Genomic DNA, 25,560 nt, shown 5'->3' with positions numbered 1-25,560 from the left:
TTAGCTGCGTAGCAGTGGGAAAGCACGAGTATCGTGCGGTTTTGCGAATTTGTGTGGTGGGGTTCTGAACAGTTATAGATGAAAGAGGAGAGTTACTGTCAGAATATATATGAATGGTAACAGGTAAGTAAGAAATTATGAAATGTAATATATCGAAGAAATGTGGTGGCTGCCAGTTTCAGGGTATTCCTTATAAAGAGCAGCTTAAGAAAAAGCAGAAAAAAGAACAGAGTCTTCTTGGAGCATACGGGAAGGTCTGTTCAATCATCGGAATGGAGAATCCATATTATTACAGGAATAAAGTGCATGCGGTATTTGACTGTGACCGGAAAGGAAATATTATTTCCGGTATTTACGAAGAAGGCACACACAGAGTAGTGCCTGTGGAGAATTGTCTGATTGAAGACGAGAAGAGTCAGGAGATTATCCGGACGATTCGTGGAATGCTGAAATCATTTAAAATCCGGACATATGATGAGGACACAGGTTATGGACTCCTGCGTCATGTGCTGATCCGCCGAGGCTTTTCTACAGGAGAGATTATGGTCGTCCTTGTCACAGGTTCACCGATTTTTCCGTCGAAAAATAATTTTGTGAAAGCGCTTAGAAAAGCGCATCCGGAGATTACGACCGTTGTGTTAAATGTAAATGACAGACAGACAAGCATGGTTCTGGGAGACCGGGAAAAGCCGATTTTTGGTCCGGGGTTTATTAAAGACAGATTATGCGGCTGTATGTTTCGTATTTCACCGAAGTCCTTTTATCAGGTCAATCCGGTGCAGACAGAGATTTTATATCAGACTGCCATTGATTACGCCGGTCTGACAGGAAAAGAGGCGGTGATTGATGCGTATTGCGGAATTGGAACAATTGGGCTGATTGCTGCGAAGAAAGCCGGTAAGGTGATTGGCGTGGAGCTAAACAAAGATGCAGTAAAAGACGCCAGAATCAATGCGAAAGAGAATAAGATCACGAATGCTGCATTTTATCAGGGAGATGCCGGAAGATTTATGGTTGAGATGGCAGCGAAAGGTGAAAAAGCCGATGTGGTATTTATGGATCCGCCGAGAGCCGGAAGTGATGAGAGATTCTTATCTTCTGTTGTAAAGTTATCTCCGAAGAAAGTCATCTACATTTCCTGTAATCCGGAGACGTTGGCAAGAGATTTGAAATATCTGACAAAGCATCATTATAAGGTGGAAAAGATTCAGCCGGTTGATATGTTCCCGTTCTGCGATCACTGCGAAACTGTTTGCTCACTATCGCGTAAATAGGCGTTTTCTCGATTGTGTTCAGTGCGATTCAGTGAATTTGCCACCCACAAAAATAAAATTAAGAAAAAATAGACGTTCACTCTACCAAAGTCAAGGCGTCTATTTTTTATGCGTAAAATTCAGAATGGCTACAATCAAACTAGCAGTTGTCAATATAAACATAGCTGAATAAGTAGGACAAAGTTTTGACAATCTTTCTGACTAAACAACTTGTAGATTTTATTTATATTTGGTAAAATAAATATGTTTACCAGAACGATAAAGCGCGGATTTTTGAATCGTGCAGGAGGGTTAAAATCATGTCTTCAGATTATATTATGACAATGCAGCAGGCTCAGATGGAGATGGAATTGTATAAAAAGGTCTTTACGGTTGTAAGACTGTTGGATAAGCGGGAGTTCCGGCTGGAAGAGAACGACAATCCAGGCGGAGACATGGAATTATGCCATTGTTATGATTTCTGGAAGAAGGAAAAGCCATGTACGCATTGTATTGCTGCCCGGGCATTCGAGGAGAAGTCAGTGCGGACAAAGCTGGAATACCTGGATTCAGATATTTATCAAGTGACAGCGCGTTATGTGGAGATTGACGGACAGCCATACGTTATGGAGCTGCTCAGGAAGATGGATGAGGAATTCCTGGTTGATTTGGAGAACCGTGATCGTTTAATGGAGAAGTTGAGCAGATATAATGAAAAGCTGTATCAAGATGCGCTGACCGGTGTATATAATCGCCGCTATTACGAGGATCGGATCAAGAAGATGACAGCATCTGTCGGGGTCGCCATGATTGATATGGATGATTTTAAAATCTATAATGATACATATGGACACAATGCCGGTGATCTGGCACTTATCACCACAGTGGAAGCAATTCGTCATTGTATCCGAAAGAACGATACTCTGATCCGTTATGGAGGGGACGAGTTTCTCCTTGTATTGCAGGGAATCAGCGAGACGATGTTCAGAGAAAAGCTTAAGCAGATCCGGACAGAAATTTATAATGCAAATGTTCCGACATATTCAAGGCTTCAGTTATCAGCAAGTATCGGTGGAGTCATGTCTGCAGGAAGGACTGTCGAGGAGACGGTAATGGAAGCGGATAAGTTTATGTATCTTGCGAAGAATCGAAAGAACACAGTCGTTACAGAGAAAGATTTTGCGAATGAGGAGGGTGAGGATGGAACTGCACTTGAAGCATTAAAAGTTAAGCAGCAGATTTTAATCGTGGATGATTCGGAGATGAACCGGGAAATCCTTACAGAGATGCTTCAGGACGATTTCAGAATTTTGGAAGCTGAGAATGGAGAAGAGGCATTGAAGATGCTTAAGCAGTATGGTACGGGCATATCACTGATGTTGCTGGATATTGTGATGCCGGTCATGAATGGCTTCGAGGTCCTTGCGGCTATGGCAAGAGAGCACTGGATGGATGATATCCCGGTCATTATGATTTCCAGTGAAGAATCTGAGGATTATATACGCAGGGCATATGAGATGGGGATCGCAGATTATATCAGACGTCCATTTGACGCGAAAATCGTATATCAAAGAGTGTTTAATACCATTAAGCTTTATGCAAAACAGAGGAGATTGATTTCTCTTGTTGCTGACCAGATTTATGAGAAAGAGAAGAATAACCGGATGATGGTCGGAATCTTAAGCCAGATTGTGGAATTTCGTAATGGAGAGAGTGGACCTCATGTATTACACATTCAGACTTTGACGAGATTACTTTTGGAGCGTCTCGTCCAAAAGACGGGGCAGTACGGACTGTCATGGTCTGAGCAGTATATGATCTCTATGGCATCTGCACTTCATGATATTGGTAAGATAGGAATTGATGAGAAGATTCTGAATAAGCCGGGTAAGCTTACAAAAGAAGAATTTGATATTATGAAGACACATACGTTGATTGGAGCCGCCATGCTTGAGAACCTCAAGATGTATCAAGGAGAGATACTGTTGGAAGTTGCTTATCAGATTTGCCGCTGGCACCATGAACGTTATGATGGAAAAGGATATCCGGATGGGCTTGTGGGAGAGGAAATTCCAATTTCTGCTCAGGTCGTATCACTGGCGGATGCCTATGATGCGTTGATCAGTGACCGTGTGTACAAGAAAGCTTATTCTCATGAACAGGCTGTGAAGATGATTCTGAATGGAGAGTGTGGTGCGTTTAATCCGGTTCTTTTGGAATGTCTGACAGATATTCAGGATCATTTGAAAGAAGTTGTGAATTCGGACTTTGTAGATAATTTTGATGCGGAAGATAACATAGAGCTGGCGGGCAGCCATCGTTCAGAAACAGAGAATATTTCTGTGTGGGGGGGCAAATTGCTAAAGCACTTGATGGAAGATATTTAATATCAAAGTGATTATTAAAAAGACAGAATAGAGAACTTTTTGTGTAAGTATGGAAGTTCTTTTTCCTGTCTTTTGACTTTTATGAAGTGATTATTTACATTATTTATCAGAATAAACAGTTTTACCGCCACAGATCGTATATTTTACTTTTCCGAAAAGTTCCTGTCCGGTAAACGGGGTATTGCAGGATTTGGAAGCGTAATCGCCAGGTTTCCAGCATTCTTCCGGATCAAAGATAACCAGATCGGCAGCAGCACTTTCTTTGATCTGTCCGTATGGTAGATGGTAAAGCTTTGCCGGATTGACAGTCATTTTTTCCAGAAGTTGTAACAGAGTCAGGTGCCCAGGTCTTACAAGACTTGTGATGCCAAGTGCAAGAGAAGTCTCAAGACCAGTGATTCCGCTTGGTGCTTCTGTAAGAGGTTTATTCTTTTCTTCCATGCTATGTGGAGCATGATCGGTGGCAATGAGGTCAATGGTTCCGTCTGCAAGACCTTCGATGATCTGCTGGCGGTCCTTTGCGGTGCGAAGTGGCGGATTCATTTTGGCTAGCGTTCCGTAAGTCAGAAGTGCCTCATCAGTCAGAGTAAAATGATGCGGTGTTGCTTCTGCGTGAATTTTAGCACCGAGGGCTTTAAAAGTGCGGACCATTTCTACAGAGACACCAGAGCTGATATGCTGGATAACAACATCTGCGCCGGAGCGAAGTGCCAGAAGACAGTCACGGGCAACCAACGATTCCTCGGCAATGGAAGGGGAACCATAGACGCCAAGCTTTTCAGATACAGTACCGTGATTGATTCCATTATTCTGAATAAAAGAAGGATCTTCCTCATGGAGACTTACAGGTACACCTAATTTTGCGGCATGTTCCATAGCACGGTAACAGAAATCAGCGTCCAGGAGAGGGATTCCGTCATCAGTGAACCCGCATGCACCGGCATTTTTCATAGCCTCCATGTCGACAGCTTCTTTTCCTTTCAGAGAGCAGGAAATGGCAGCTGCCTGGAAGATACGGATGTCTTCATTTTTCTCGCGGTCGATCAGATCTTTGAGCACAGGGAGACTGTCAACGACCGGTGAAGTATTTGCCATGCAGATGACACTTGTAAATCCGCCTTTTGCAGCAGCAAGTGCACCGGTATGAAGATCTTCCTTATAAGTAAATCCTGGATCGCGGAAATGTACATGAGTATCAATCAGTCCCGGAGCAACGACAAGTCCTGTGGCGTCCAGGACTTCGGTATCATTTGAAACTTGATCTGTATCAATGTTTTTTTCTATTTTCAGAATTGTTCCATTTTCAATCGCAAGATCCATCTTTTCGGAAAGTCCCAAAGCCGGATCAACGACGAGTCCATTTTTTATAATCATAAGAATTATTATCCTCCTGTCATGTATGAATTTCGTATCATTCCCGACATATTTTCAAATGTAATAAATGAGTTTACAGGCATCATATGGGATGTCCTGGCAACATGGAATACCGGGAATATTTCTGTAAATTAGTATAAGGGATAGACAGGGTCCATGTCAAACTTCATGGAAATAATTGCAGTTCATCCTGAAATGTTATAGAAAGAATGGTACAATACAGGTGGATGTAGTATAATGAGCCGGGATTGTGGAAGTGCGAAATGTTCCGTAAGTATCATTTATATACGAAGAAAGCAGGCAGGAACAACTATGTGTCTGATAAGAAATAAAGCAGTAAAAAGGAGATTGGCAGGATGGAATATAAACGTTTGGAACAGAGCCTGATTGATATTGTAAAGGAAGAGCAGGCAAAGCTGGGATATAGAAAAGAAGATGTAAGATTATATTATCCACTCAGCACGCTGAATCATTTCTTCGATACTGAGGATACAGTGGAGGAGATGGCAGAGAGACTGACACATTTACCGGAAGATATGAAAGCAAGACTTGGAGAAATTGCTGTAACACATAAAAAAGATCGTTTCTGCTTCCATATTCCGGAGCAGGGAAGTGAGTATGTGCATGAGCATACCACTGAAAATGAATTTATCAAAGAACTGATTGAACTGGTGAGAGAACATGGCTGCACGAAGAAAAAGATTCTGGAATTATTTGGTCAGTACAGTGAAAACACAATCACAGAAGAGATGAATAACGGAGAGTTTGATTTCTATGTGAGATTTCCAGAGGGAAGTGAGGACAGATACTATTATTGCTTTAAAGATGAAGGCTGTCATATCATTTATCACAGATTCCTGCCGGAAGATTATGCAGATTTTGAATTTTAAAAGGATGGAGGATTAATCCTCCATCCTTAATAAATCCTGATTGATCGGATAATGCCCGAAGATACGGGCTGCATCCATAAGTGCAGTCATATTTTCTTCTGGTGTGAACATCGGAGTCTGGCATCCGGATGTCAGCACGAAACCTTTCGGGGAGTCATAAGCTTTCCGGATACTTTCTCTGGATGCGCGAAGAACATCGTAAGGAGTTCCAAGACGCATGACTTCTACAGGAGGGACATTTCCCTGAATGCACATATATGGTCCGAGGATTTCCTTGGCTTCTGCCATATCCTCGACATTGTCCGGACCAAATGTACCGATTCCGGTCGGAATCAGGAGTTCCCATAATTTACGGCTTGTACCACAGATATGAAGACCGCATCCCCCACCCTGGCTTTTGATAAAGTCTACATTCTTTTGGAAAAATGGAAGTGAAAATTTCTCATATTGTTTCACACGAAGAAGAGAGGTGGAGCTTACCGGATCTGCAAATCCAATTCCTACGCCCATGTCCAGGAGTCTTTGGATGTAACGGTTATTATTTTCTGTAATGATGTCCATCATTTGAAGGACTTTATCCGGTTGTTTTACCATACCTTTCAGAAGATTTTCTGTTCCAGCAAGCATTGAGGCAACGGTAAATGGTCCAGTGACAGTCCCGCTCACAGGGACTTTGTCTCCAAGTCTTTCTTTGACCATTTTCAGACCTTTTAAAATAATAGGAAAGCGTCCGTCTTCATCTACATTTATCAGTTTTAATTTGTCTACTTCATCCAGACTTGAAATGGCAGGAGTCTCGAGCTGGGCAATGTTGTAATCAGAATATTTGATTTTTGATCCCATAGCCTCAGCCATGCCGCGCAAGGTTGTGGACAGACCGGCTCCGTCAGAGTGGAACTTATTATAGATATATTCCTCGAGTTCACACATTTTCTCGGCAGAAAAGTAATATTCCGGAAGAGTACAGCCAATCAGGGGAGCCAATGTCTCCCCTGAATCTATGCAGCACATAATCCGGTCTACGTCTTTTCCTTCATTCAGCAATTTGTTACGTTCAATTGCGGTCAGTTCATCTTTTGGAACTTTCAGACCTTTTAAGTACTGTTCTATCATATTTTTTTATAACCTCACATATTAGTTTGTTGCTTTTTTCATATCTACACCTTTTGCAAAGAAGATGGACAGGATTGCAAATGCCATCAGGATGAACTGATACCAGCACTGCGTGATTACCTGGAACGGGCTGTTCAGATTCTCCATAAGAGCGCAGGCAAATAAAATCTGTGCACCATATGGCAGGATTCCCTGGAAAGCACAGGCAAAGATGTCGAGAAGGGAGGCGGTACGTTTTGGATCCACACCGTATTCTTTGCTGATATCTTTTGCAATTGTACTGTCGATCAGGATTGCAACTGTGTTATTGGCTGTTGCAATGTTAGTCAGAGAAGTCATGACAGCGATGCCGAGCTCTGCAGTCTGACGGTTCTTGATAACTTTGCTGATTTTCTGAAGAAGCCATTCTAAGCCGCCTTCTTTTTCTACCATTTTAGCAAGACCACCTGTGATCATAGATAACAGGAAGATTTCGAACATTCCGGAAAAGCCGTTATAAACATTATTGGCAAGTTCCAGTGCGGAAAGGCTTCCGGTTGCAAGACCGATAGCACCGGAGAACAGGATTCCACCAGTCAGAACTGCGAATACATTGACACCGAGCAGTGATGCAACCAGTACGAAGATGTATGGCAGAACTTTTATAATATTGTAAGAGTACTCCTGTACTGCAGGTAAAGTTTCCGGACGGCCGAAAATCAGTAATAAAACAAATGTTACAAGTGCAGCAGGAAGAGCAATCTTAAAGTTGGCACGGAATTTGTCTTTCATCTCTACATCCTGTGTTCGTGTGGCAGCGATGGTTGTATCGGAAATCATGGATAAGTTATCTCCAAACATAGATCCACCGATCGTAGCACCTACCACGAGGAACTGATTGAGTCCACCGGCCTGTGCAAGTCCAAGTGCAATTGGTGTTACAGCAGTAACCGTTCCAACAGAAGTTCCTGTTGAGATGGAAATGAATGCTGATATCACGAAAACACCTGCAGCGATGAACTGTGGAGGAATGAAAGTCATACCCAGATTTACAACGGAGTCAACACCGCCCATTGCGGAAGAAACAGATGTAAATGCTCCGGCAAACAAAAAGACCATACACATGATCATGATATTTTCTTCTCCACAACCGTGAAGGAAAACAGATAATTTGTCATCAAATTTTCCCTTGAACATAGCAAAAGCAACAATAATACCGATAAATGAAGCAATTGGAGTAGGCAGCTGATAGAATGCCATCTCAACACCCATTGCATTCAAGGTAATTCCTGTGGCCAGGTAAACCCCTACAAATACTGCGAAAGGAATGAGAGCCAGACCGTTTGCTTTTTTCTGATTTGGTTCCATTTTATAATTCTCCTTTAAAATAACCTTATTTTGTTGTTGTTTAAAAAAGTAGTCTTGATCAAAACGTGTTTTTCCAATGCAAGGCATATTGTACAGGGAAAAGTAAAAAATATCAAATAGATTTGTGTAATAATACTAGATAACATATTGGTGATATTAATAAATATTATATTTAGATATAGGATAAAACTATAATTGAAGGAATGGATGAATAGTATTTGAACAATTAAATGGTGTTGGGGGTAAAACCCCCAACTATGATATAAAGGTAATCGGAATCATTTGGAGAAATCAAGTCTAAATCATCTCTCCGAGAAATGGGATTTTTTCTTCTTTTGGTACATTTTTTGAGATAACATCACGGACATTCTGCATACGGCGGTCGAGGTCGGCGCTGATTTCGGCACATTCCAGCATCTCATTCTGGAGATAGAGAGCTTTGTCTTCCGGAATATTTTTTTTATAGCGGATCTTGTGTTCCAGACTTGCCCAGAAATCCATGGCTATGGTTCGAAGCTGAACTTCTACAGTAACCATGCGCTTTTCGTCCTGAAGAAAGATTGGCACGCTGATAATCAGATGAAGACTTCGATATCCGCCCGGTTTTGGGTTTTTTATGTAATCCTTTTTTTCAATCAGTGTGATGTCATCCTGATTTAACAGGCAGTCGGCAAGCATGTAGATGTCATCAGGAAAAGAACAGACGACGCGTACTCCGGCAATATCGTGAATACTCTCTTCAATAGAAGAGAGTGTCAGAGGGATTTCTTTCCGGCGGACTTTTTTTATAAGGCTCTCCCAGGATTTGACACGGGATTTGATGTCTTCAATCGGGTTGCGGTCGTATTCCAGAGAATACTGATGATCCAGAACACGGAATTTTGTCTCTACTTCCATAATTGCGCAGGCATAGTAAGAGAGCAGTTTGTCCATTGGTTTTTTGTTCTGCTGTATAAAATCAATAAACTCATCCGACATCAGATTGTTGCGGATGAATTCTTCTTTTCTTTTTTCAATGAGTTTTTCTATAGGTCTCAAAATCTTAGTGCTCCTTTCTTTTATCAATACAGCATACATAATTCCAAAATTATGTATGTAGCTAGCCGGCAGGATTTCAGAGGTGCGCAGTAGAAGTATGTCATGCAATTGCATGACGCGCACCTCGCAGCAAGAATGCCAAGGCATTCTTGAATGGATTTTTACAATCCCATCAGGCATCATAATCATACCATGATATGAAAAGATAATCTATCCTACAATTGTTAATTAATGTCAGATTTGGTATGATTATGAGAAGAAAAAGAGAACCTTATCTTAATAATAAAAGGAAGACGATAGATGTGTTGTGTGATTGTGACACTGATATATGGTGGTGAATTATGGATCAAATGAAAATATATAGGGTAGAACAGAAAAATGAAGAACCGGTAGAGGTACAGATCATCCGCTCATCCAGACGTTCGATGGGACTTCAGGTGAAAGCAGATGGGACGGTCTGTGCCAGAGTTCCGATGCAGGTGATGGATTATGCTGTGCAGGAATTTATTGAGGGACATGCAGAATGGATATTTAAGAAGAGAAAACTGGTTCTTTCAAAAGACAACCGCCCGGATATTGTGTATCTTCCGGAAGTGACAGAAGAAAGCGATAGAGAGCGTATACAGACATTTATAGAAGAAAAGGTATCGCATTACGCATCTGTTATGGGTGTCAGTTATGGACGGATCACTATGCGGAATCAGAAGACCAGGTGGGGAAGCTGCAGCAGTGAAGGAAATCTCAATTTTAATTGCAGACTGTTGTTTGTGCCGGACCGGATCGTGGATTATGTAGTGATCCATGAGCTGGCACACCGCAGATTTATGAATCATTCGAAAGCATTCTGGAAAGAAGTGGAGAAGTATATGCCGGATTACAAAGAGCGGAAGAAACTGCTGTCAAGATTTGCTATAAAGCATTAATTTTTATAGAAATTCACGGTTTTTGCAGGTTTTCCCTACTTTCGAGTATTTCGTGCTGGATTTTCCAGAGTGTTGATTGTATAATAGTACCGATGGTGATATATGGATTACTTATAACTTTAATAATTTAATCCTAGGAGGAAATGAAAATGAATCTGAATTTAAGACCAAAAGAGGAGTGCCAGTTCGACGCAGTATCATTAGGTGAGGTTATGCTTCGTCTTGATCCGGGTGAGGGAAGAATCCGTACAGCAAGAAACTTCCGTGCATGGGAAGGCGGCGGAGAGTACAACGTTGTCCGCGGACTTAGAAGATGCTTCGGTATGAAGACTGCAGTTATCACAGCATTTGCTGATAACGAAGTTGGCAAACTGATGGAGGACTTTATTCTTCAGGGTGGAGTAGATACATCTTTAATTAACTGGAAGAAAACAGACGGAATCGGACGTATCTGCAGAAATGGTATCAACTTTACAGAGCGTGGATTTGGTATCCGTGGTGCAGTAGGATGCTCTGACCGTGCGAATACAGCAATCGCTCAAGCAACAGCGGAAGATTTTGATTTTGATTATATCTTTGGTGAGCTTGGAGTTCGCTGGTTACATACAGGCGGAATCTATGCGGCTCTTTCCGAGCAGTCATGTGAGACTGTACTTGCAGCTATCAAGGCAGCTAAGAAGTATGGAACAATCGTATCTTACGATCTGAACTACCGTCCTTCTATGTGGAGTGCAATCGGTGGACAGGAGAAAGCTCAGGAAGTGAACAAAGAGATCGCAAAATATGTAGACGTTATGATCGGTAACGAGGAAGACTTTACAGCATGCCTCGGATTTGAGATTGAGGGTAACGACAAAGATCTCAAGCAGCTTAATCTTGACGGATACAAGAAGATGATCAATGAAGCAGCTAAGACATACCCGAACTTCAAAGCTGTTGCAACAACTCTTCGTGAGGTTAAGACAGCTACAGTGAACGACTGGAGCGCTATCTGCTGGGCAGATGGAGAAATCCACAAAGCAAAAGACTACAAGGGACTTGAGATCATGGACCGTGTAGGTGGAGGAGACTCTTTCGCATCAGGACTTATCTATGGACTGATGACAACAGAGGATGCAGAGCTTGCAGTTAACTACGGAGCAGCTCACGGAGCACTTGCTATGACAACACCTGGAGACACAACTATGGCCAGCAAGAAAGAAGTAGAAGCTATCATGGGTGGTGCAGGAGCACGAGTTCAGAGATAGTTCATACACTGGTTTTAGCAGAAAGAGTAAATGTTATTCTATGAGGGAATTGACGAAGGGCAGTCCGGCAAAGGTCATAATGACCTTTGCCCTGCCCATTATTTTTGGAAATCTTTTACAACAATTATATAATCTGGCAGATGGTAAAATTGTCAGCACTTATGTAGGGACACAGGCATTTGCAGCAGTTGGTGCAACAGCAGTTATTGCGAATCTGATTATTGGTTTTGTGAATGGAGTGACCCAGGGATTTGGAATTCCGATATCCAGATGTTTTGGAGCAGGAGATTATAAGAATATGCGACGTTATGTGGCAGGAAGTTTTATTATGACAGTTGCAATGACGCTGATTCTTACAGTAGGTGCGCTTCTTGGGATAGAAGGACTTTTGCATATATTGGACACACCGGCAGATATTATGGAAGAGGCACTTCAATATATCCGCATTATTATTATGGGGACAGCATTCATTTCTCTTTACAATTACAGTGCCAATATATTGAGAGCGGTCGGAGAAAGCCGGATTCCGCTTTTATGCCTTGTAGTTGCAGTCATTTTGAACATTTTTCTGGATATTCTTTTTGTGCATACATTTTCCATGGGACTTCGCGGTGCAGCGCATGCGACCAATATTGCCCAGTGTATTGCAGGAGTTCTGTGTATGGCGTACTTGCTTTTTAGGTTCCGGGAACTTGTGCCAAAGGGGCAGGAATGGCAGGTACAGAGAAGAAAGTATCAGGAGATGACCGTATTTGGAATTTCACTTGGTATGATGTCCTGTTTTGTGAGTATCGGTACCGTGATTTTCCAGACTGCAGTAAACAGACTTGGTACGAAGATTGTGACGGCGCATATTGCGGCAAGAAGAATCGAGGAACTGACCAATGTTCCGATGCTGTGTACAGGCATGGCTATGACGACTTATGCCAGCCAGAATCTGGGGGCAGGAGAATATGACCGGATAAAAAAGGGAATCCATCAGGCATTTGTGATCGTACTTGTGCAGGGAGTTATATTTACCACATTTTGCTGGATATTTGGACACCCATTGATTCGTTGGATCACAAGCAGTAATGATACCTATATTTTGGATACGGCATACCGTTATCTGACAAGAAATACGTCATTTTATTTTGTACTTGGACCACTGTTTGTATTGCGTTGTTCTCTTCAGGGGCTGGAACATAAAGTCATTCCGGTGGCGTCCAGTATTCTGGAACTTGTGTTGAAAATAGTATCCACGATCTGGATCGTGCCAGTTTTGGGATACACTGGAGTTATCTATACAGAGCCGATTATCTGGATTTTTATGACATTGATGCTGATTGGCGGATATGTAAGGGCTCTGAAGCAGATCAACGAAGCAGAGCACATAAAAAGTGCAAGAAATGCGAAAGCTGAAAATGAAAAGATAAACGTTGATAACAGATTATAAATGATAAATAACGAAGAAAGGAGGATGGAATCCAGATGAAGAAGGTAGAACATTTGATTAAGGAAGTCTATCCGGGCTCCATCGCAGAAGAATTGGAGATTGAACCGGGAGATGTACTGCTGTCGATCAATAATCAGTCAATTGAAGATGTGTTTGATTATCGTTATATGATAAAGGACGAATATATAGAAGTGCTTATTCGCAAACCGGATGGAGAAGAATGGGCTCTGGAAATCGACAAGGATTACGATGACGATCTTGGCATCGAATTCGAGAATCAGTTGATGAGTGATTACAAATCATGCAGCAATAAATGCATTTTTTGTTTTATTGATCAGATGCCGCCGAATATGCGAGAGACCTTATATTTTAAAGATGATGATTCCAGACTTTCTTTCTTACAGGGGAATTATATTACGCTGACTAATATGAAAGAAAAGGATGTAGACCGCATTATCAAGATGCAGCTGGCGCCGATCAACATTTCCGTGCAGACTACGAACCCGGAACTTCGCTGTAAAATGCTGAATAACCGATTTGCAGGAGAAAAGTTGAAATTTTTAGATCAGCTTTATGAAGGTCATGTGGAGATGAATGGTCAGATTGTGTGTTGTAAAGGTGTGAATGATGGAAAAGAGCTGGAACGCACGATGGACGATCTGTCAAAATATCTTCCGTTTATGCGCAGTGTCTCTGTTGTGCCTGCGGGTATCACGAAGTACAGAGACAATCTTTATCCGCTGGAACTTTTTACGAAAGAAGAGGCTGGAGAGATTATTGATATGATCGAGAGCCGTCAGAAAAAATATTATGAAGAATATGGACTTCATTTTATGCATGCAAGCGATGAATGGTATATTACCGCTGGACGTGATTTTCCGGAAGAAGAGCGGTATGACGGATATATCCAGTTGGAAAATGGTGTCGGTATGATGCGGCTTTTCATTACAGAATTCGCGGAAGCGCTTGAGCAGGTGAAAAGCAATCCTGGATACCTCAAAATGCGTGAAGAAATGAAGCGCACGGTCACAATCGCGACCGGAAAATTGACTTACGCAACCATTTGTTCATTTGCAGAGCGTATGATGGAGGCATTTCCGGGACTTCAGATCCATGTATTTGCCATAAGGAATGATTTCTTTGGTGAGACAATTACCGTATCCGGACTGATTACCGGACAGGATCTGACTGCTCAGATAAAAGAGTACCAGGAGAATAGTAGGAAACATTTTGTGGGAAAGATCTCTGATGCGAAGAAATTTGTGGATAACATAGGAAGTGCTGATAAAAATGTGCATGGATTAGGAGAAGATCTCATTATTCCATGTAACATGCTTCGTACCGGAGAAAGGGTATTTTTGGATGACTGGACTGTGGAAGACGTGGAACAGAAGCTCGGAATGCGGCTTATTCCAATAGAATCTGGTGGAGGAGATTTTGTCGAGGCAATTCTGAATCCGGAATATAGTATGGAGCGTACCAATGATAATTTTGTCTATGTAAAGGCGTATGACAGATAATGTAATTGAAAAATAAGTATGACTAAAAAATAACATTAAAAAAAGTAATGAGCCAGAGGGTGCCCAAATAGAAGCGTTGCATTATATAATATATGAGTTGAAAAAATGACTCAGGAGGAAAAGAATGAATACAAAAGAAGCAAAACAGTCTGTTCAGATGGACAAAGCATTGTTTGATTTTTACGGGAAGCCTTCCATTGGACAATCACTGCCACTTGCGATACAGCACGTACTGGCTATGATCGTCGGCTGCGTAACGCCTTCTATTATCGTGGCAGGCGTAGCAGGTCTTTCACAGGAAGATTCTGTGATTCTTATTCAGGCAGCACTTGTGATGTCTGCATTGACGACATTGATTCAGTTATTTTCGTTTATTAAGACAAAATGGTTCACTATCGGAGCAGGACTTCCGGTCATGATGGGAATCAGTTTCGCATATGTGCCAAGTATGCAGGCAATTGCTGCGGATTTTGATATTGCAACGATTCTTGGAGCGCAGATTGTTGGTGGTATCATTGCACTTTTAGTGGGATTAAATATTAAGAGGATCCGCAAGTTCTTCCCGCCACTTATTACCGGTACGGTAGTGTTTTCTATTGGATTATCTTTGTATCCGACCGCAATCAATTATATGGCCGGAGGAGCCAGCAGTGAAAATTACGGTTCATGGAAGAACTGGCTCGTAGCAATTATTACATTGATTATTGTAACGACACTTAATCATTTTGGAAAAGGTATCTGGAAACTGGCATCTATCTTAATTGGAATTATTGGTGGATATATTGTAGCACTTTGTTTTGGAATGGTAGATTTTTCTTCCCTTGCACAAGCGGCAATCTTCCAGCTTCCGAAGCCGATGCATTTTGGAATTAAGTTTGAGCCTTCATCTTGCGTAGCACTTGGTATTTTGTTTGCTATTAACTCTGTGCAGGCAATTGGAGATTTCTCTGCAACTACAACAGGTTCTATGGATCGTATGCCGACAGATACGGAATTATCCGGTGGTATTGTAGGCTATGGAATCAGCAATATTTTTTGCGCATTTTTCGGTGGACTTCCGACAGCAACTTACAGCCAGAATGTAGGTATTGTATCTACAACAAAAGGTATCAGCCGCAGAGTGCTTGGAATTGCTGCTGCGATTCTGATGGCGGCCGGATTGATCCCGAAATTTTCATCAATACTGACTACGATTCCTTATTGCGTGCTGGGAGGTGCAACAATTTCTGTATTTGCATCAATTGCAATGACAGGTATGAAGCTGATTACAACAGAGCCGATGGATTTCCGCAATACAACAGTTGTTGGACTTGCAGTTGCAGTCGGCATGGGTGTGACTCAGGCAAGTGCATCACTGGCACAGTTCCCGGACTGGGTAATGACTATATTTGGAAAATCACCGGTAGTTCTTGCAACTATCGTAGCGATTGTGTTAAACTTAACTCTGCCAAAAGCAAAGAAGTAGATTTTGAGTTTGTTGGACGGGGGTTTTTAAAAGAGGGTAACCCTTTTTTGAAGACCTCCGTTTTGTAATGTTTGACTTGAATGATTTTAGGGAAAGTAACAGTTTGTTGGAGAATGTGAATATGGAAGAACAAAAAAGCGGACAAGAATCAGGAAAACAGGGGCAAAAGCCTCATAAGAGAAGAAAGCGTTATTCCGGGACGCATCCGAAAAAGTATGAAGAAAAATATAAGGAATTAAATCCTGAAAAATATGGGGATACGATTGAAAAAGTCATAGGAAAGGGCAGCACTCCGGCAGGTATGCATATTTCCATTTGTGTGCAGGAGATTCTGGATTTTCTGGACATCAAACCGGGACAGCAAGGACTGGATGCAACACTTGGCTATGGCGGACACACAAGAAAGATGTTGGAAAAGCTGGAAGGACATGGTCACATTTATGGTCTTGACGTAGATCCGATTGAGTCCGAGAAGACAAAAAAGAGACTGCGTGATCTTGGATATGGAGAAGATATTTTGACTGTGAAATTATGCAATTTTGCAGACATTGACAAAGTGGCAGAAGAACATGGAAAGTTTGACTTTGTACTGGCAGATCTTGGTGTATCCTCTATGCAGATCGATAACCCGGAACGCGGTTTTACTTACAAATTTGACGGACCTTTGGATCTGCGCATGAACCCACAAAAAGGAGAAAGCGCGGCACAGCGTTTGAAAAGCATGGACGCAGAAGAAATAGAAGGAATGCTGGTGGAAAACTCTGATGAACCATACGCAGCAGAGATAACAGAAGTGCTGATGAATTGGAGAAAACACGGGAAATCTCCGGAAACTACAACAGAATTAAAAGAAGCAATCGAAGAAGCTCTGACATTTCTTCCGGAGAAAGAGAAAAAAGAGGCAGTCAAGAAATCATGTCAGAGAACATTCCAGGCACTTCGCATCGACGTGAACCAGGAATTTGAAGTGTTATATGCATTCTTAGATAAACTGCCACAAGTCATGAACCCAGGTGGAAGAATTGCAATCCTGACCTTTCATTCCGGGGAAGACAGACTTGTGAAACGAGCTTTTAAAGAAGGAAAAAAAGCAGGAATTTACAGCGAAATCTGTAAAGACGTGATTCGTCCATCAGCACAGGAATGCGCAAGAAATCCACGCGCAAAATGCACGAAAATGAGATGGGCAATTATTTAACAAAGGACGTAGTGAAATGTTAAAGTACTACGTCCCCATCATTGATTTGCGGTGTCGCCTTTGTGCATTGTGAATAAAAATGGGAAGGATTTTTTATGAAGTATTACCTTGCTCCGCTTGAGGGGATTACAACTTATATATATCGTCGGGCTTATCATCAGCATTTTGCACCGATGGATAAGTATTTTACGCCCTTTCTGGTACCACATACGAAGAAGGGGTTCAGTATGAAGGAGAAGAATGATGTGATGCCAGAGCACAGTCCGGGCATGAATCTTGTGCCACAGATTATGAGTAATCAGGCGGAGTCATTTTTACATACGGTTGAGAAACTGAAGGTCTATGGCTATGAAGAGGTGAATCTGAATCTGGGCTGCCCTTCAAAGACAGTTGTGTCTAAAGGGCGTGGTTCTGGATTTCTTGCAGATCCGGACGGATTGGACCGGTTTTTGGATGAGATTTTTAAAAAATGTGATGTGAAAATTTCTATTAAGACAAGAATTGGAAAAGATGATCCGGAAGAATTTGCGCGGCTTCTTGATATTTACAATCAGTATCTGGTAGAGGAACTGATTATTCATCCGCGGGTACAGAAGGATTTTTATAAAAATCAACCGAATCTTGGCGCGTTTCATGACGCGGTGGAGGAAAGTAAGATTCCGCTTTGCTATAACGGAGATATTTTTACGCCAGAAAGTTATGAAGAGATGAAACGGGAATTTCCGAAGGTAGATACCTTTATGCTTGGAAGAGGGATTTTAATGAATCCGGCTCTGCTTGATCTTATCCGTATGAGAGAAAAAACAGATGTGAAAAAGACAACTGATATAGATGTGACTGAGTGGAAAAAAGAAGAAACGTTACGAAAAATGCAGAGTGCAGACAGATATAAAAAGGAAATCCATGCATTTCTTGAACAGATTAAATGTGATTATCTGGAAGTGGGAATGGGTGAGAAAAATACGTTATTTAAGTTAAAAGAGCTGTGGGCATATATGGGACAGAACGCTCCGGAAGCGAAGAAGGCGCTGAAAAGGATCCGGAAATCTCAGAGTATGGCAGATTACGACAGTGCCAGCCGGGAAGCGTTGGAAGATTTCATACTTTTTTAATTGCATATGCTGTAGAAAAGAAGTACAATTAACATCGTGCCGAATAGAGGAGTTTTCGGTGAAGGTACAATGAAAAGTGGATCAGCAGCAAAAGGAAAGGAAGTAAATAGATGGAACAGAAAACAAGAGGCAGGAGAGGCTTCTGGTATATCTGGGGATCTGTGCTTATCAAACTGGGAATTGCATATCTTGTATATATGGCGGCGGTATCACTTCTTGCAGGCGTACATCTGATGCAGATGACAGGTGGAGATGCAGATGCGATGATGCAGATTGCGCAGAGTACAGCACAGTCCGGCAAATTATATGATCAGATCACAAATGAGCTAATGAACTGGGCTGTTTATATTGAGGGCGTGGCAGCGCTGATTACGATTCCAGTCATGTTATTTTTATTTCACAGAGACAGCAGAAAAGAAAAAGAGCTTGGGATTGTAACGGAAAAAGCGTCAATTTGGAAATATATTGCAATTATAGTGATGTTTGCAGTTATGGCACTTGGGCTTAATAATCTGATATTTTTAAGTAATCTGTCAGCAGCGAGTGAAACTTATTCCGATACAATGCAGACTTTATACGGACAGGGATTTGCAGTGCAGATTCTCGTGCTTGGAATTTTGATGCCGACATGTGAAGAACTGGTGTACAGAGGACTTGTCTATAAAAGATTACGTTATACTTCACCGTTTTGGGCAGCGGCTTTGTATTCATCACTCGTATTTGCATTTACCCATGGCAATCTTGTCCAGGGACTTTATGGTTTTATCATGGGCATGATGTTCTGTTATGTGTATGAAAAATATGGTTCTGTGAAAGCACCGATACTTGCGCATATTACAGCGAATATCCTGTCAGTGGTTGGAACGCAGTTCCAATGGTTCGACTGGTTGTTCAAAGATCCGATGCGTGTCGGAATTTCAACAGTGTTATGTGCATTTATTACATCAAGTATTTATGTTATGATTCAGAGATTGAACACAGATACAACTAAAAATAATAGCCAAAACGAGGGGTAGTTATCAGACTACTCCTTTTGCAATCGTAAAACGTCTAATTATCTGACAATTTAAAAAGAAGTTTTTATTTACAAATTTGAAAAATGGGTGTATAGTAGGAAAAAATAAAAAAATGTAAGAAAGGACTCAGATATTATGAACGGGCAACAGCGACAGAAAAATGCTGGCTTGTATCGTCCTTCGTTTGAACACGATAACTGTGGTATTGGAGCAATCGTCAATATCAAGGGCCAGAAAAGTCACGATACCGTGGCGAATGCATTAAAGATTGTGGAACAATTAGAACATAGAGCGGGCAAAGATGCCGAAGGTAAGACAGGTGATGGAGTAGGAATTCTGTTACAGATTTCTCACAAGTTTTTCACCAAAGTCTGTAAACCTTTCGGCATCTTTTTAGGCTCTGAGAGAGATTACGGCGTAGGTATGTTTTTCTTCCCTCAGGACGAACTGAAAAGAAATCAGGCAAAGAATATCTTTGAAGTGATTGTGGAAAAAGAAGGAATGGAATTCCTGGGCTGGCGAGAAGTACCGGTACATCCGGATGTGCTTGGAAGTCGTGCAGTAGAGTGTATGCCATGCATCATGCAGGGATTTATCAAGCGGCCGGAAAAGGTTGAAAAAGGAATTGACTTCGACAGACGTCTGTATGTGGTACGCCGTGTCTTTGAGCAGAGCAGCGATGATACTTATGTAGCTTCACTGTCAAGCAGAACGATTGCTTATAAGGGAATGTTTCTGGTAGATCAGTTACGTCTCTTTTTTGCAGATCTTCAGGATAAGGATTATGAATCTGCCATTGCACTGGTTCATTCCAGATTCAGTACGAACACGAATCCAAGCTGGGAGAGAGCACATCCGAACCGTTTTATTGTACACAACGGCGAGATTAATACAATCCGTGGTAACCGGGATAAGATGCAGGCAAGAGAGGAAAATATGGAATCTGAAGCTTTAAAAGGAGAACTTCACAAAGTCCTTCCGGCAATCAATGCCACAGGTTCTGACTCCGCTATGCTTGACAATGCCATTGAATTTATGGTCATGAGTGGCATGGAACTTCCGCTGGCAGTTATGATTTCTATTCCGGAGCCGTGGGCAAATAATAAGAGCATGTCCCAGAAGAAGAAAGATTTCTATCAGTACTATGCAACAATGATGGAACCATGGGATGGTCCGGCGTCAATTCTGTTCAGTGATGGAGATTGTATGGGAGCAGTTCTTGATAGAAACGGACTTCGTCCGTCCAGATATTACATTACAGATGATGATCAGTTGATTTTATCATCTGAGGTCGGAGTTATGGATATTGCACCAGAGAAAATCATAGTAAAAGAAAGACTTCGCCCAGGTAAAATGCTTCTGGTCGATACGGTTCAGGGACGTGTCATCGGAGACGAAGAGCTGAAAGAAATGTATGCGGACAGACAGCCTTATGGTGAGTGGCTGGACAGCAATTTGATTGAGCTTAAGAATCTGAAAATTCCGAATCAGTTAGTACCGACCTACAAACCAGAGGATCTTAAGAGACTTCAGAAAGCATTTGGTTATTCTTATGAGGAAGTAGAAACTTCTATCAAAAATATGGCACTCAACGGTGGAGAAGGAACTGCTGCCATGGGTATTGATATACCACTTGCGGTACTTTCGGATAAGCATCAGAACCTGTTCGATTATTTTAAACAGTTATTTGCACAAGTTACGAATCCGCCGATTGACGCAATCCGTGAGGAAGTGGTAACATCCACGACTGTATACATCGGAGCAGACGGAAATCTTCTGGAAGAAAAAGCAGAAAACTGCAAGATGCTCAAGGTCAATAATCCGATCCTTACAAATGTTGACCTTCTGAAGATTAAGAACATGAAACAGGATGGATTCAAAATTGCAGAGATTCCGACTATTTATTATAAAAATTCCAGTCTGGAAAAAGCAATGGATTACCTGTTTATCGAAGTAGATCGTGCAATCCGTGACGGAGCGAATATTTTGATCCTTTCTGACCGTGGTGTTGACGAGTATCATGTGGCTATGCCGTCACTTCTGGCATTGTCCGGACTGCAACAGCATCTGGTGCGCACGAAGAAGAGAACTTCCGTTGCAATCATTCTTGAGACTGGAGAGCCAAGAGAAGTACATCATTTTGCGACATTACTTGGATATGGAGCATGCGCAGTCAATCCATATCTTGCACATGAGACAATCCGTCAGCTTATTGATACAGGTATGCTGCAGAAAGATTATTACGCTGCAGTTGATGATTACAATCACGGAATCTTAAGCGGCATTGTAAAAATTGCTTCTAAAATGGGTATTTCCACAATTCAGTCTTATCAGGGAGCAAAGATTTTCGAGGCCATTGGATTAAAAGAAGAATTTATTAACAGATATTTTACAGATACAGTCAGCCGTGTTGGCGGCATCGGTATTGAGGAGATTGCACAGGATTATCTTGCAAGACATTCTCAGGCATTCGATCCACTTGGACTGGAAGTAGATCTGACACTGGACAGTCTCGGACAACACAAATCCAGAAGCTGTGGCGAGGAACATCTGTACAATCCACGTACGATCCATATGCTTCAACAGTCTACAAGACTTGGCAATTATGAAATGTTTAAGCAGTACACAGATATGGTAAATGAAGAAGGTGCCCACATTAATCTGCGAGGTCAGCTTGATTTTAATTATCCGAAGAAAGGTATTCCGATTGAAGAAGTAGAGAGTGTGGATGAAATCGTTCAGCGATTCAAGACAGGTGCTATGTCCTACGGATCCATTTCCAAGGAGGCACATGAGACGCTTGCAATCGCCATGAACCGTCTGCATGGTAAATCCAACAGTGGTGAAGGCGGTGAAGAAATCGAGCGTCTGGATACAGAAAAATGTTCTGCAATTAAGCAAGTCGCTTCCGGACGATTTGGTGTAACGAGCAGATATCTTGTCAGCGCAAAAGAGATTCAGATTAAAATGGCACAGGGTGCAAAACCAGGAGAAGGTGGACATCTTCCAGGAGGAAAGGTCTATCCGTGGATTGCCAAGACAAGACATTCTACGCCAGGTGTCAGCCTGATTTCACCACCACCGCATCACGATATTTACTCTATCGAGGATCTGGCACAGCTCATTTATGACTGTAAAAATGCAAATAAAGACGCAAGGATTTCCGTAAAACTTGTATCTGAAGCAGGTGTTGGAACTGTCGCAGCCGGTGTTGCAAAAGCAGGAGCCGGACTGATCCTGATCTCTGGATATGACGGAGGAACCGGAGCGGCGGCTAAGAGTTCTATCCACAATGCAGGACTTCCTTGGGAGCTTGGACTTGCGGAAACACATCAGACGTTGATCCAAAATGGACTGCGTGAACGTGTCCGTATTGAGACAGATGGAAAATTGATGAGTGGTCGTGACGTGGCAATTGCAGCAATCCTTGGAGCAGAGGAATTTGGATTTGCGACAGCACCACTTGTAACTATGGGATGTGTTATGATGCGGGTATGTAATTTGGATACATGTCCGGTTGGTGTGGCAACACAGAATCCGGAACTTCGCAAGAACTTCCGCGGAAAACCGGAATACGTCATCAACTTTATGAGATTCATCGCACAGAATCTGCGCGAATATATGGCAAAATTAGGTGTTCGTACGATTGATGAACTGGTTGGAAGGACTGACCTTCTGAAAGTCAAAGAAGTGCCGACATCTGATCGTGCAGCAACACTGGATTTAAGCCAGATCCTGCAAAACCCTTATGAGGGAACAAAGACACCAATGACTTATAATCCAAAGAAGATTTATGATTTCGAACTGGAGAAGACGCTGGACGAAAGAGTCCTTGTAAAAGAACTGCTTCCGGCACTTGAAAAGCATCAGAAGAGAAGCCTGGAAGTCGATGTCACGAACACCAACCGTACATTTGGAACAATTTTCGGATCAGAAATTACAAGAAGATATCCGGAAGGCGTAGAGGAAGACAGTTATGTGATCAAATGTACCGGAGCAGGCGGTCAATCATTTGGTGCATTTATTCCAAAGGGTCTGACACTGGAACTTGTAGGAGACGGCAATGATTATTTTGGTAAAGGTCTTTCAGGCGGAAAACTGATCGTGTATCCACCGAAGGGTGTTACATTTAAACACGAAGAGAATATTATAATAGGAAATGTTGCACTTTACGGAGCAACCAGTGGTAAAGCTTTTATCAATGGTGTGGCAGGTGAGCGTTTTGCAGTCCGAAACTCTGGAGCAAAAGCAGTTGTAGAAGGTGTTGGTGATCATGGATGTGAGTACATGACCGGCGGATGCGTTGTTGTTCTTGGCAAGACTGGAAAGAACTTTGCAGCCGGAATGAGCGGCGGTGTCGCTTATGTACTGGATCTGAACAGTGATCTTTATAAGAATATTAATAAGCAGATGGTAAATATTGAACGAGTGACTTCGAAGTTTGAAATCAACGAGTTGAAAGAAATGATCGAAGAGCATGTGGCTTATACGAATTCTGAGAGCGGAAAAGAAATTCTGGATCACTTTACCGATTATCTGCCGAAATTTAAGAAAATCATTCCGATTGATTACGAGAAAATGCTTTCTACTATCGTTCAGATGGAAGAACAGGGCATGAGCAGTGAGCAAGCTAGAATTGAAGCATTTTACGCAATTAAAGAAGGAAGAAGATAGGGGGCGGACAACGTGGGAAAACCAACAGGATTTATGGAATATGAAAGACAGGATAAGCCGGCAGAGTCACCGAAGGAGCGAATCAAGCATTTCCGCGAATTCCACACACCTTTGTCAAAAGAAGAACAGGAGCGCCAAGGTGCAAGATGTATGGCGTGTGGCGTTCCGTTCTGCCAGGCAGGACAGATGATTATGGGGATGGCAAGTGGCTGCCCTCTCCATAACCTGGTGCCGGAGTGGAATGATCTGATTTACCACGGCAACTGGGAAGAGGCTTATTATAGGTTAAAAAAGACGAATAATTTTCCGGAATTCACTTCCAGGGTATGTCCTGCACTTTGTGAGGCAGCATGTACATGTGGACTCAACGGAAATGCAGTATCATCAAAAGCGAATGAGTACAGTATTATTGAAAATGCTTACGAAAAAGGATACGCTGCGGCAAGACCGGTGAAAGTCAGAACCGGAAAGAAAGTAGCTGTTGTGGGATCAGGACCGTCTGGACTTGCTGTGGCAGATATGCTGAACCGCAGAGGACATAGCGTGACAGTGTTTGAACGGGAAGACAAAGTCGGAGGACTTCTTCGTTACGGAATTCCAAACATGAAACTGGAAAAACAGTATATTGACCGTAAGGTAAATATTATGGAAGAAGAAGGAATTACGTTTGTAACAAATTGCAATATTGGTAAAGACAAAAAAGCTTCTTCTATATTAAAAGAGTTTGACCGTGTAGTTCTCTGCTGTGGAGCTTCTCATCCAAGAGATATTAAAGCACCGGGACGGGACGCAAAAGGAATTTATTTTGCAGTCGATTTCCTGAAGTCCACGACAAAAGCATTGTGGGCAAATGATATGAAACTGGTGGATGGCACATACATTTCTGCAAAGGGAAAACACGTTATCGTTATTGGCGGAGGTGATACGGGAAATGACTGTATCGGAACTTCTATGAGACATGGCGCAAAATCTGTTCTTCAAGTAGAAATGATGCCCAAAGCACCAGACACTCGTGCAGATAACAACCCGTGGCCGGAGTGGCCAAAAGTCTGCAAAACAGACTATGGCCAGGAAGAAGCAGCGGCAGTCTTCGGACATGATCCGCGTGTATATCAGACAACGGTCAAAGAGTTCATCAAAGATAAGGAAGGAAATCTCTGCAAGGTCACACTTGTGAAGCTGGAGCCGAAGAAAGACGAGAAAACCGGACGCATGATGATGACTGAGATACCGGGAACTGAGTATACAGTACAGGCAGATCTTGTACTTATTGCAGCAGGATTTCTTGGAAGTGAAGAATATGTGACAAAAGCATTTGGCGTGGAAGTCAATGCGCGTACAAATGTGGCAACACCGGCAGGTGAGTATCATACAAATGTGGAGCGGGTGTTCACAGCGGGAGATATGCACAGAGGTCAGTCACTGGTTGTATGGGCAATCCGCGAAGGAAGAGAAGCCGCACAGGAAATCGATGTCAGCCTGATGGGATATACGAATATGAATGTACAGTAACAAAATAAGTATCGGGTGAGAACTTCAAACAAGCTTGATTTCTCACCCCATATTTA

The 25,560-nt window shown here is 42.2% G+C and carries 17 protein-coding genes; 13 read left to right on the top strand and 4 right to left on the bottom strand.

Features of this window, described 5'->3' with window-relative positions:
• Window positions 1-137: 137 nt before the first annotated feature.
• Both rlmD and G593_RS0113385 read left to right on the top strand, forming a co-directional pair.
• On the top strand, window positions 138-1,274 hold the full coding sequence (gene rlmD, locus G593_RS0113390; protein WP_029732016.1) for a 23S rRNA (uracil(1939)-C(5))-methyltransferase RlmD: 1,137 nt from the start codon (window positions 138-140) through the stop codon (window positions 1,272-1,274).
• Window positions 1,275-1,573: 299 nt separating this feature from the next.
• Entirely contained in the window at window positions 1,574-3,640 is a 2,067-nt protein-coding gene (locus tag G593_RS0113385) for a diguanylate cyclase domain-containing protein (RefSeq protein WP_044994465.1), read from the top strand.
• Between the two features lie 99 nt (window positions 3,641-3,739).
• On the opposite strand, the gene G593_RS0113380 is transcribed toward G593_RS0113385, so the two are convergent.
• Window positions 3,740-5,014 (bottom strand): dihydroorotase, encoded by a 1,275-nt coding sequence (locus G593_RS0113380; RefSeq protein WP_005340134.1) that lies wholly within the window; start codon window positions 5,012-5,014, stop codon window positions 3,740-3,742.
• Window positions 5,015-5,370: 356 nt separating this feature from the next.
• Here G593_RS0113380 and G593_RS0113375 point away from each other — a divergent pair, with 356 nt between their 5' ends.
• Window positions 5,371-5,904, top strand: coding sequence for a DUF3877 family protein (locus G593_RS0113375; protein ID WP_029732014.1), 534 nt, complete (start codon window positions 5,371-5,373; stop codon window positions 5,902-5,904).
• A gap of 12 nt (window positions 5,905-5,916) precedes the next feature.
• Here the strand turns inward: G593_RS0113375 and G593_RS0113370 are convergent, their stop codons facing one another.
• From G593_RS0113370 to G593_RS0113360, 3 genes are all read right to left on the bottom strand, one after another.
• Window positions 5,917-7,017, bottom strand: a complete 1,101-nt coding sequence (locus G593_RS0113370; RefSeq protein ID WP_029732013.1) for a methylcobamide--CoM methyltransferase — start codon at window positions 7,015-7,017, stop codon at window positions 5,917-5,919.
• Window positions 7,018-7,038: 21 nt separating this feature from the next.
• Entirely contained in the window at window positions 7,039-8,451 is a 1,413-nt protein-coding gene (locus G593_RS0113365; protein WP_255348534.1) for a Na+/H+ antiporter NhaC family protein, read from the bottom strand.
• Between the two features lie 210 nt (window positions 8,452-8,661).
• Window positions 8,662-9,402, bottom strand: a complete 741-nt coding sequence (locus tag G593_RS0113360) for a GTP pyrophosphokinase (RefSeq protein ID WP_005340116.1) — start codon at window positions 9,400-9,402, stop codon at window positions 8,662-8,664.
• 341 nt (window positions 9,403-9,743) lie between these two features.
• Here G593_RS0113360 and G593_RS0113355 point away from each other — a divergent pair, with 341 nt between their 5' ends.
• From G593_RS0113355 to G593_RS0113310, 10 genes are all read left to right on the top strand, one after another.
• Complete coding sequence (locus G593_RS0113355; RefSeq protein WP_005340114.1) at window positions 9,744-10,325, top strand: M48 family metallopeptidase; 582 nt, start codon at window positions 9,744-9,746, stop codon at window positions 10,323-10,325.
• A gap of 149 nt (window positions 10,326-10,474) precedes the next feature.
• The gene (locus G593_RS0113350) at window positions 10,475-11,572 is read left to right on the top strand and encodes a sugar kinase (RefSeq protein WP_005340111.1); all 1,098 of its coding nucleotides are present in this window, start codon (window positions 10,475-10,477) and stop codon (window positions 11,570-11,572) included.
• 40 nt (window positions 11,573-11,612) lie between these two features.
• Window positions 11,613-13,007, top strand: a complete 1,395-nt coding sequence (locus G593_RS0113345; RefSeq protein ID WP_029732009.1) for an MATE family efflux transporter — start codon at window positions 11,613-11,615, stop codon at window positions 13,005-13,007.
• Between the two features lie 35 nt (window positions 13,008-13,042).
• Window positions 13,043-14,527 carry a DUF512 domain-containing protein gene (locus G593_RS0113340; protein WP_044994462.1) on the top strand — a complete coding sequence of 495 codons (1,485 nt, stop codon included), beginning with the start codon at window positions 13,043-13,045 and terminating at the stop codon, window positions 14,525-14,527.
• A 124-nt stretch (window positions 14,528-14,651) separates the two neighbouring features.
• Window positions 14,652-15,992 carry a uracil-xanthine permease family protein gene (locus G593_RS0113335; RefSeq protein ID WP_029732007.1) on the top strand — a complete coding sequence of 447 codons (1,341 nt, stop codon included), beginning with the start codon at window positions 14,652-14,654 and terminating at the stop codon, window positions 15,990-15,992.
• A gap of 121 nt (window positions 15,993-16,113) precedes the next feature.
• Entirely contained in the window at window positions 16,114-17,190 is a 1,077-nt protein-coding gene (gene rsmH, locus G593_RS0113330) for a 16S rRNA (cytosine(1402)-N(4))-methyltransferase RsmH (protein ID WP_022278760.1), read from the top strand.
• A gap of 95 nt (window positions 17,191-17,285) precedes the next feature.
• The gene (locus G593_RS0113325) at window positions 17,286-18,302 is read left to right on the top strand and encodes a tRNA dihydrouridine synthase (protein WP_029732006.1); all 1,017 of its coding nucleotides are present in this window, start codon (window positions 17,286-17,288) and stop codon (window positions 18,300-18,302) included.
• A gap of 110 nt (window positions 18,303-18,412) precedes the next feature.
• A complete protein-coding gene (locus G593_RS0113320) occupies window positions 18,413-19,318 on the top strand; it encodes a CPBP family intramembrane glutamic endopeptidase (RefSeq protein ID WP_029732005.1) in 906 nt (301 codons plus the stop codon).
• Between the two features lie 135 nt (window positions 19,319-19,453).
• Complete coding sequence (gene gltB / locus G593_RS0113315) at window positions 19,454-23,992, top strand: glutamate synthase large subunit (protein WP_005340099.1); 4,539 nt, start codon at window positions 19,454-19,456, stop codon at window positions 23,990-23,992.
• Between the two features lie 12 nt (window positions 23,993-24,004).
• Window positions 24,005-25,504: a glutamate synthase subunit beta gene (locus tag G593_RS0113310; protein ID WP_005340097.1), complete on the top strand. Its 1,500-nt coding sequence runs from the start codon at window positions 24,005-24,007 to the stop codon at window positions 25,502-25,504.
• The last annotated feature ends 56 nt before the right edge of the window (window positions 25,505-25,560 follow it).

It is taken from the genome of Dorea sp. AGR2135, assembly GCF_000420885.1.
GTDB classification, from domain to species: Bacteria; Bacillota; Clostridia; order Lachnospirales; family Lachnospiraceae; genus Dorea; species Dorea formicigenerans.
Note: the sequence above shows the minus strand (reverse complement) of the source record. Positions and strands in the feature narration are given on the sequence as shown.

Coding starts and splice junctions, on each gene's coding strand:
- rlmD (WP_029732016.1), top strand. CDS start 138: ATGAAATGTAATATATCGAAGAAATGTGGTGGCTGCCAGTTTCAGGGT.
- G593_RS0113385 (WP_044994465.1), top strand. CDS start 1,574: ATGTCTTCAGATTATATTATGACAATGCAGCAGGCTCAGATGGAGATG.
- G593_RS0113380 (WP_005340134.1), bottom strand. CDS start 5,014: ATGATTATAAAAAATGGACTCGTCGTTGATCCGGCTTTGGGACTTTCC.
- G593_RS0113375 (WP_029732014.1), top strand. CDS start 5,371: ATGGAATATAAACGTTTGGAACAGAGCCTGATTGATATTGTAAAGGAA.
- G593_RS0113370 (WP_029732013.1), bottom strand. CDS start 7,017: ATGATAGAACAGTACTTAAAAGGTCTGAAAGTTCCAAAAGATGAACTG.
- G593_RS0113365 (WP_255348534.1), bottom strand. CDS start 8,451: ATGCCTTGCATTGGAAAAACACGTTTTGATCAAGACTACTTTTTTAAA.
- G593_RS0113355 (WP_005340114.1), top strand. CDS start 9,744: ATGGATCAAATGAAAATATATAGGGTAGAACAGAAAAATGAAGAACCG.
- G593_RS0113350 (WP_005340111.1), top strand. CDS start 10,475: ATGAATCTGAATTTAAGACCAAAAGAGGAGTGCCAGTTCGACGCAGTA.
- G593_RS0113345 (WP_029732009.1), top strand. CDS start 11,613: ATGAGGGAATTGACGAAGGGCAGTCCGGCAAAGGTCATAATGACCTTT.
- G593_RS0113340 (WP_044994462.1), top strand. CDS start 13,043: ATGAAGAAGGTAGAACATTTGATTAAGGAAGTCTATCCGGGCTCCATC.
- G593_RS0113335 (WP_029732007.1), top strand. CDS start 14,652: ATGAATACAAAAGAAGCAAAACAGTCTGTTCAGATGGACAAAGCATTG.
- rsmH (WP_022278760.1), top strand. CDS start 16,114: ATGGAAGAACAAAAAAGCGGACAAGAATCAGGAAAACAGGGGCAAAAG.
- G593_RS0113325 (WP_029732006.1), top strand. CDS start 17,286: ATGAAGTATTACCTTGCTCCGCTTGAGGGGATTACAACTTATATATAT.
- G593_RS0113320 (WP_029732005.1), top strand. CDS start 18,413: ATGGAACAGAAAACAAGAGGCAGGAGAGGCTTCTGGTATATCTGGGGA.
- gltB (WP_005340099.1), top strand. CDS start 19,454: ATGAACGGGCAACAGCGACAGAAAAATGCTGGCTTGTATCGTCCTTCG.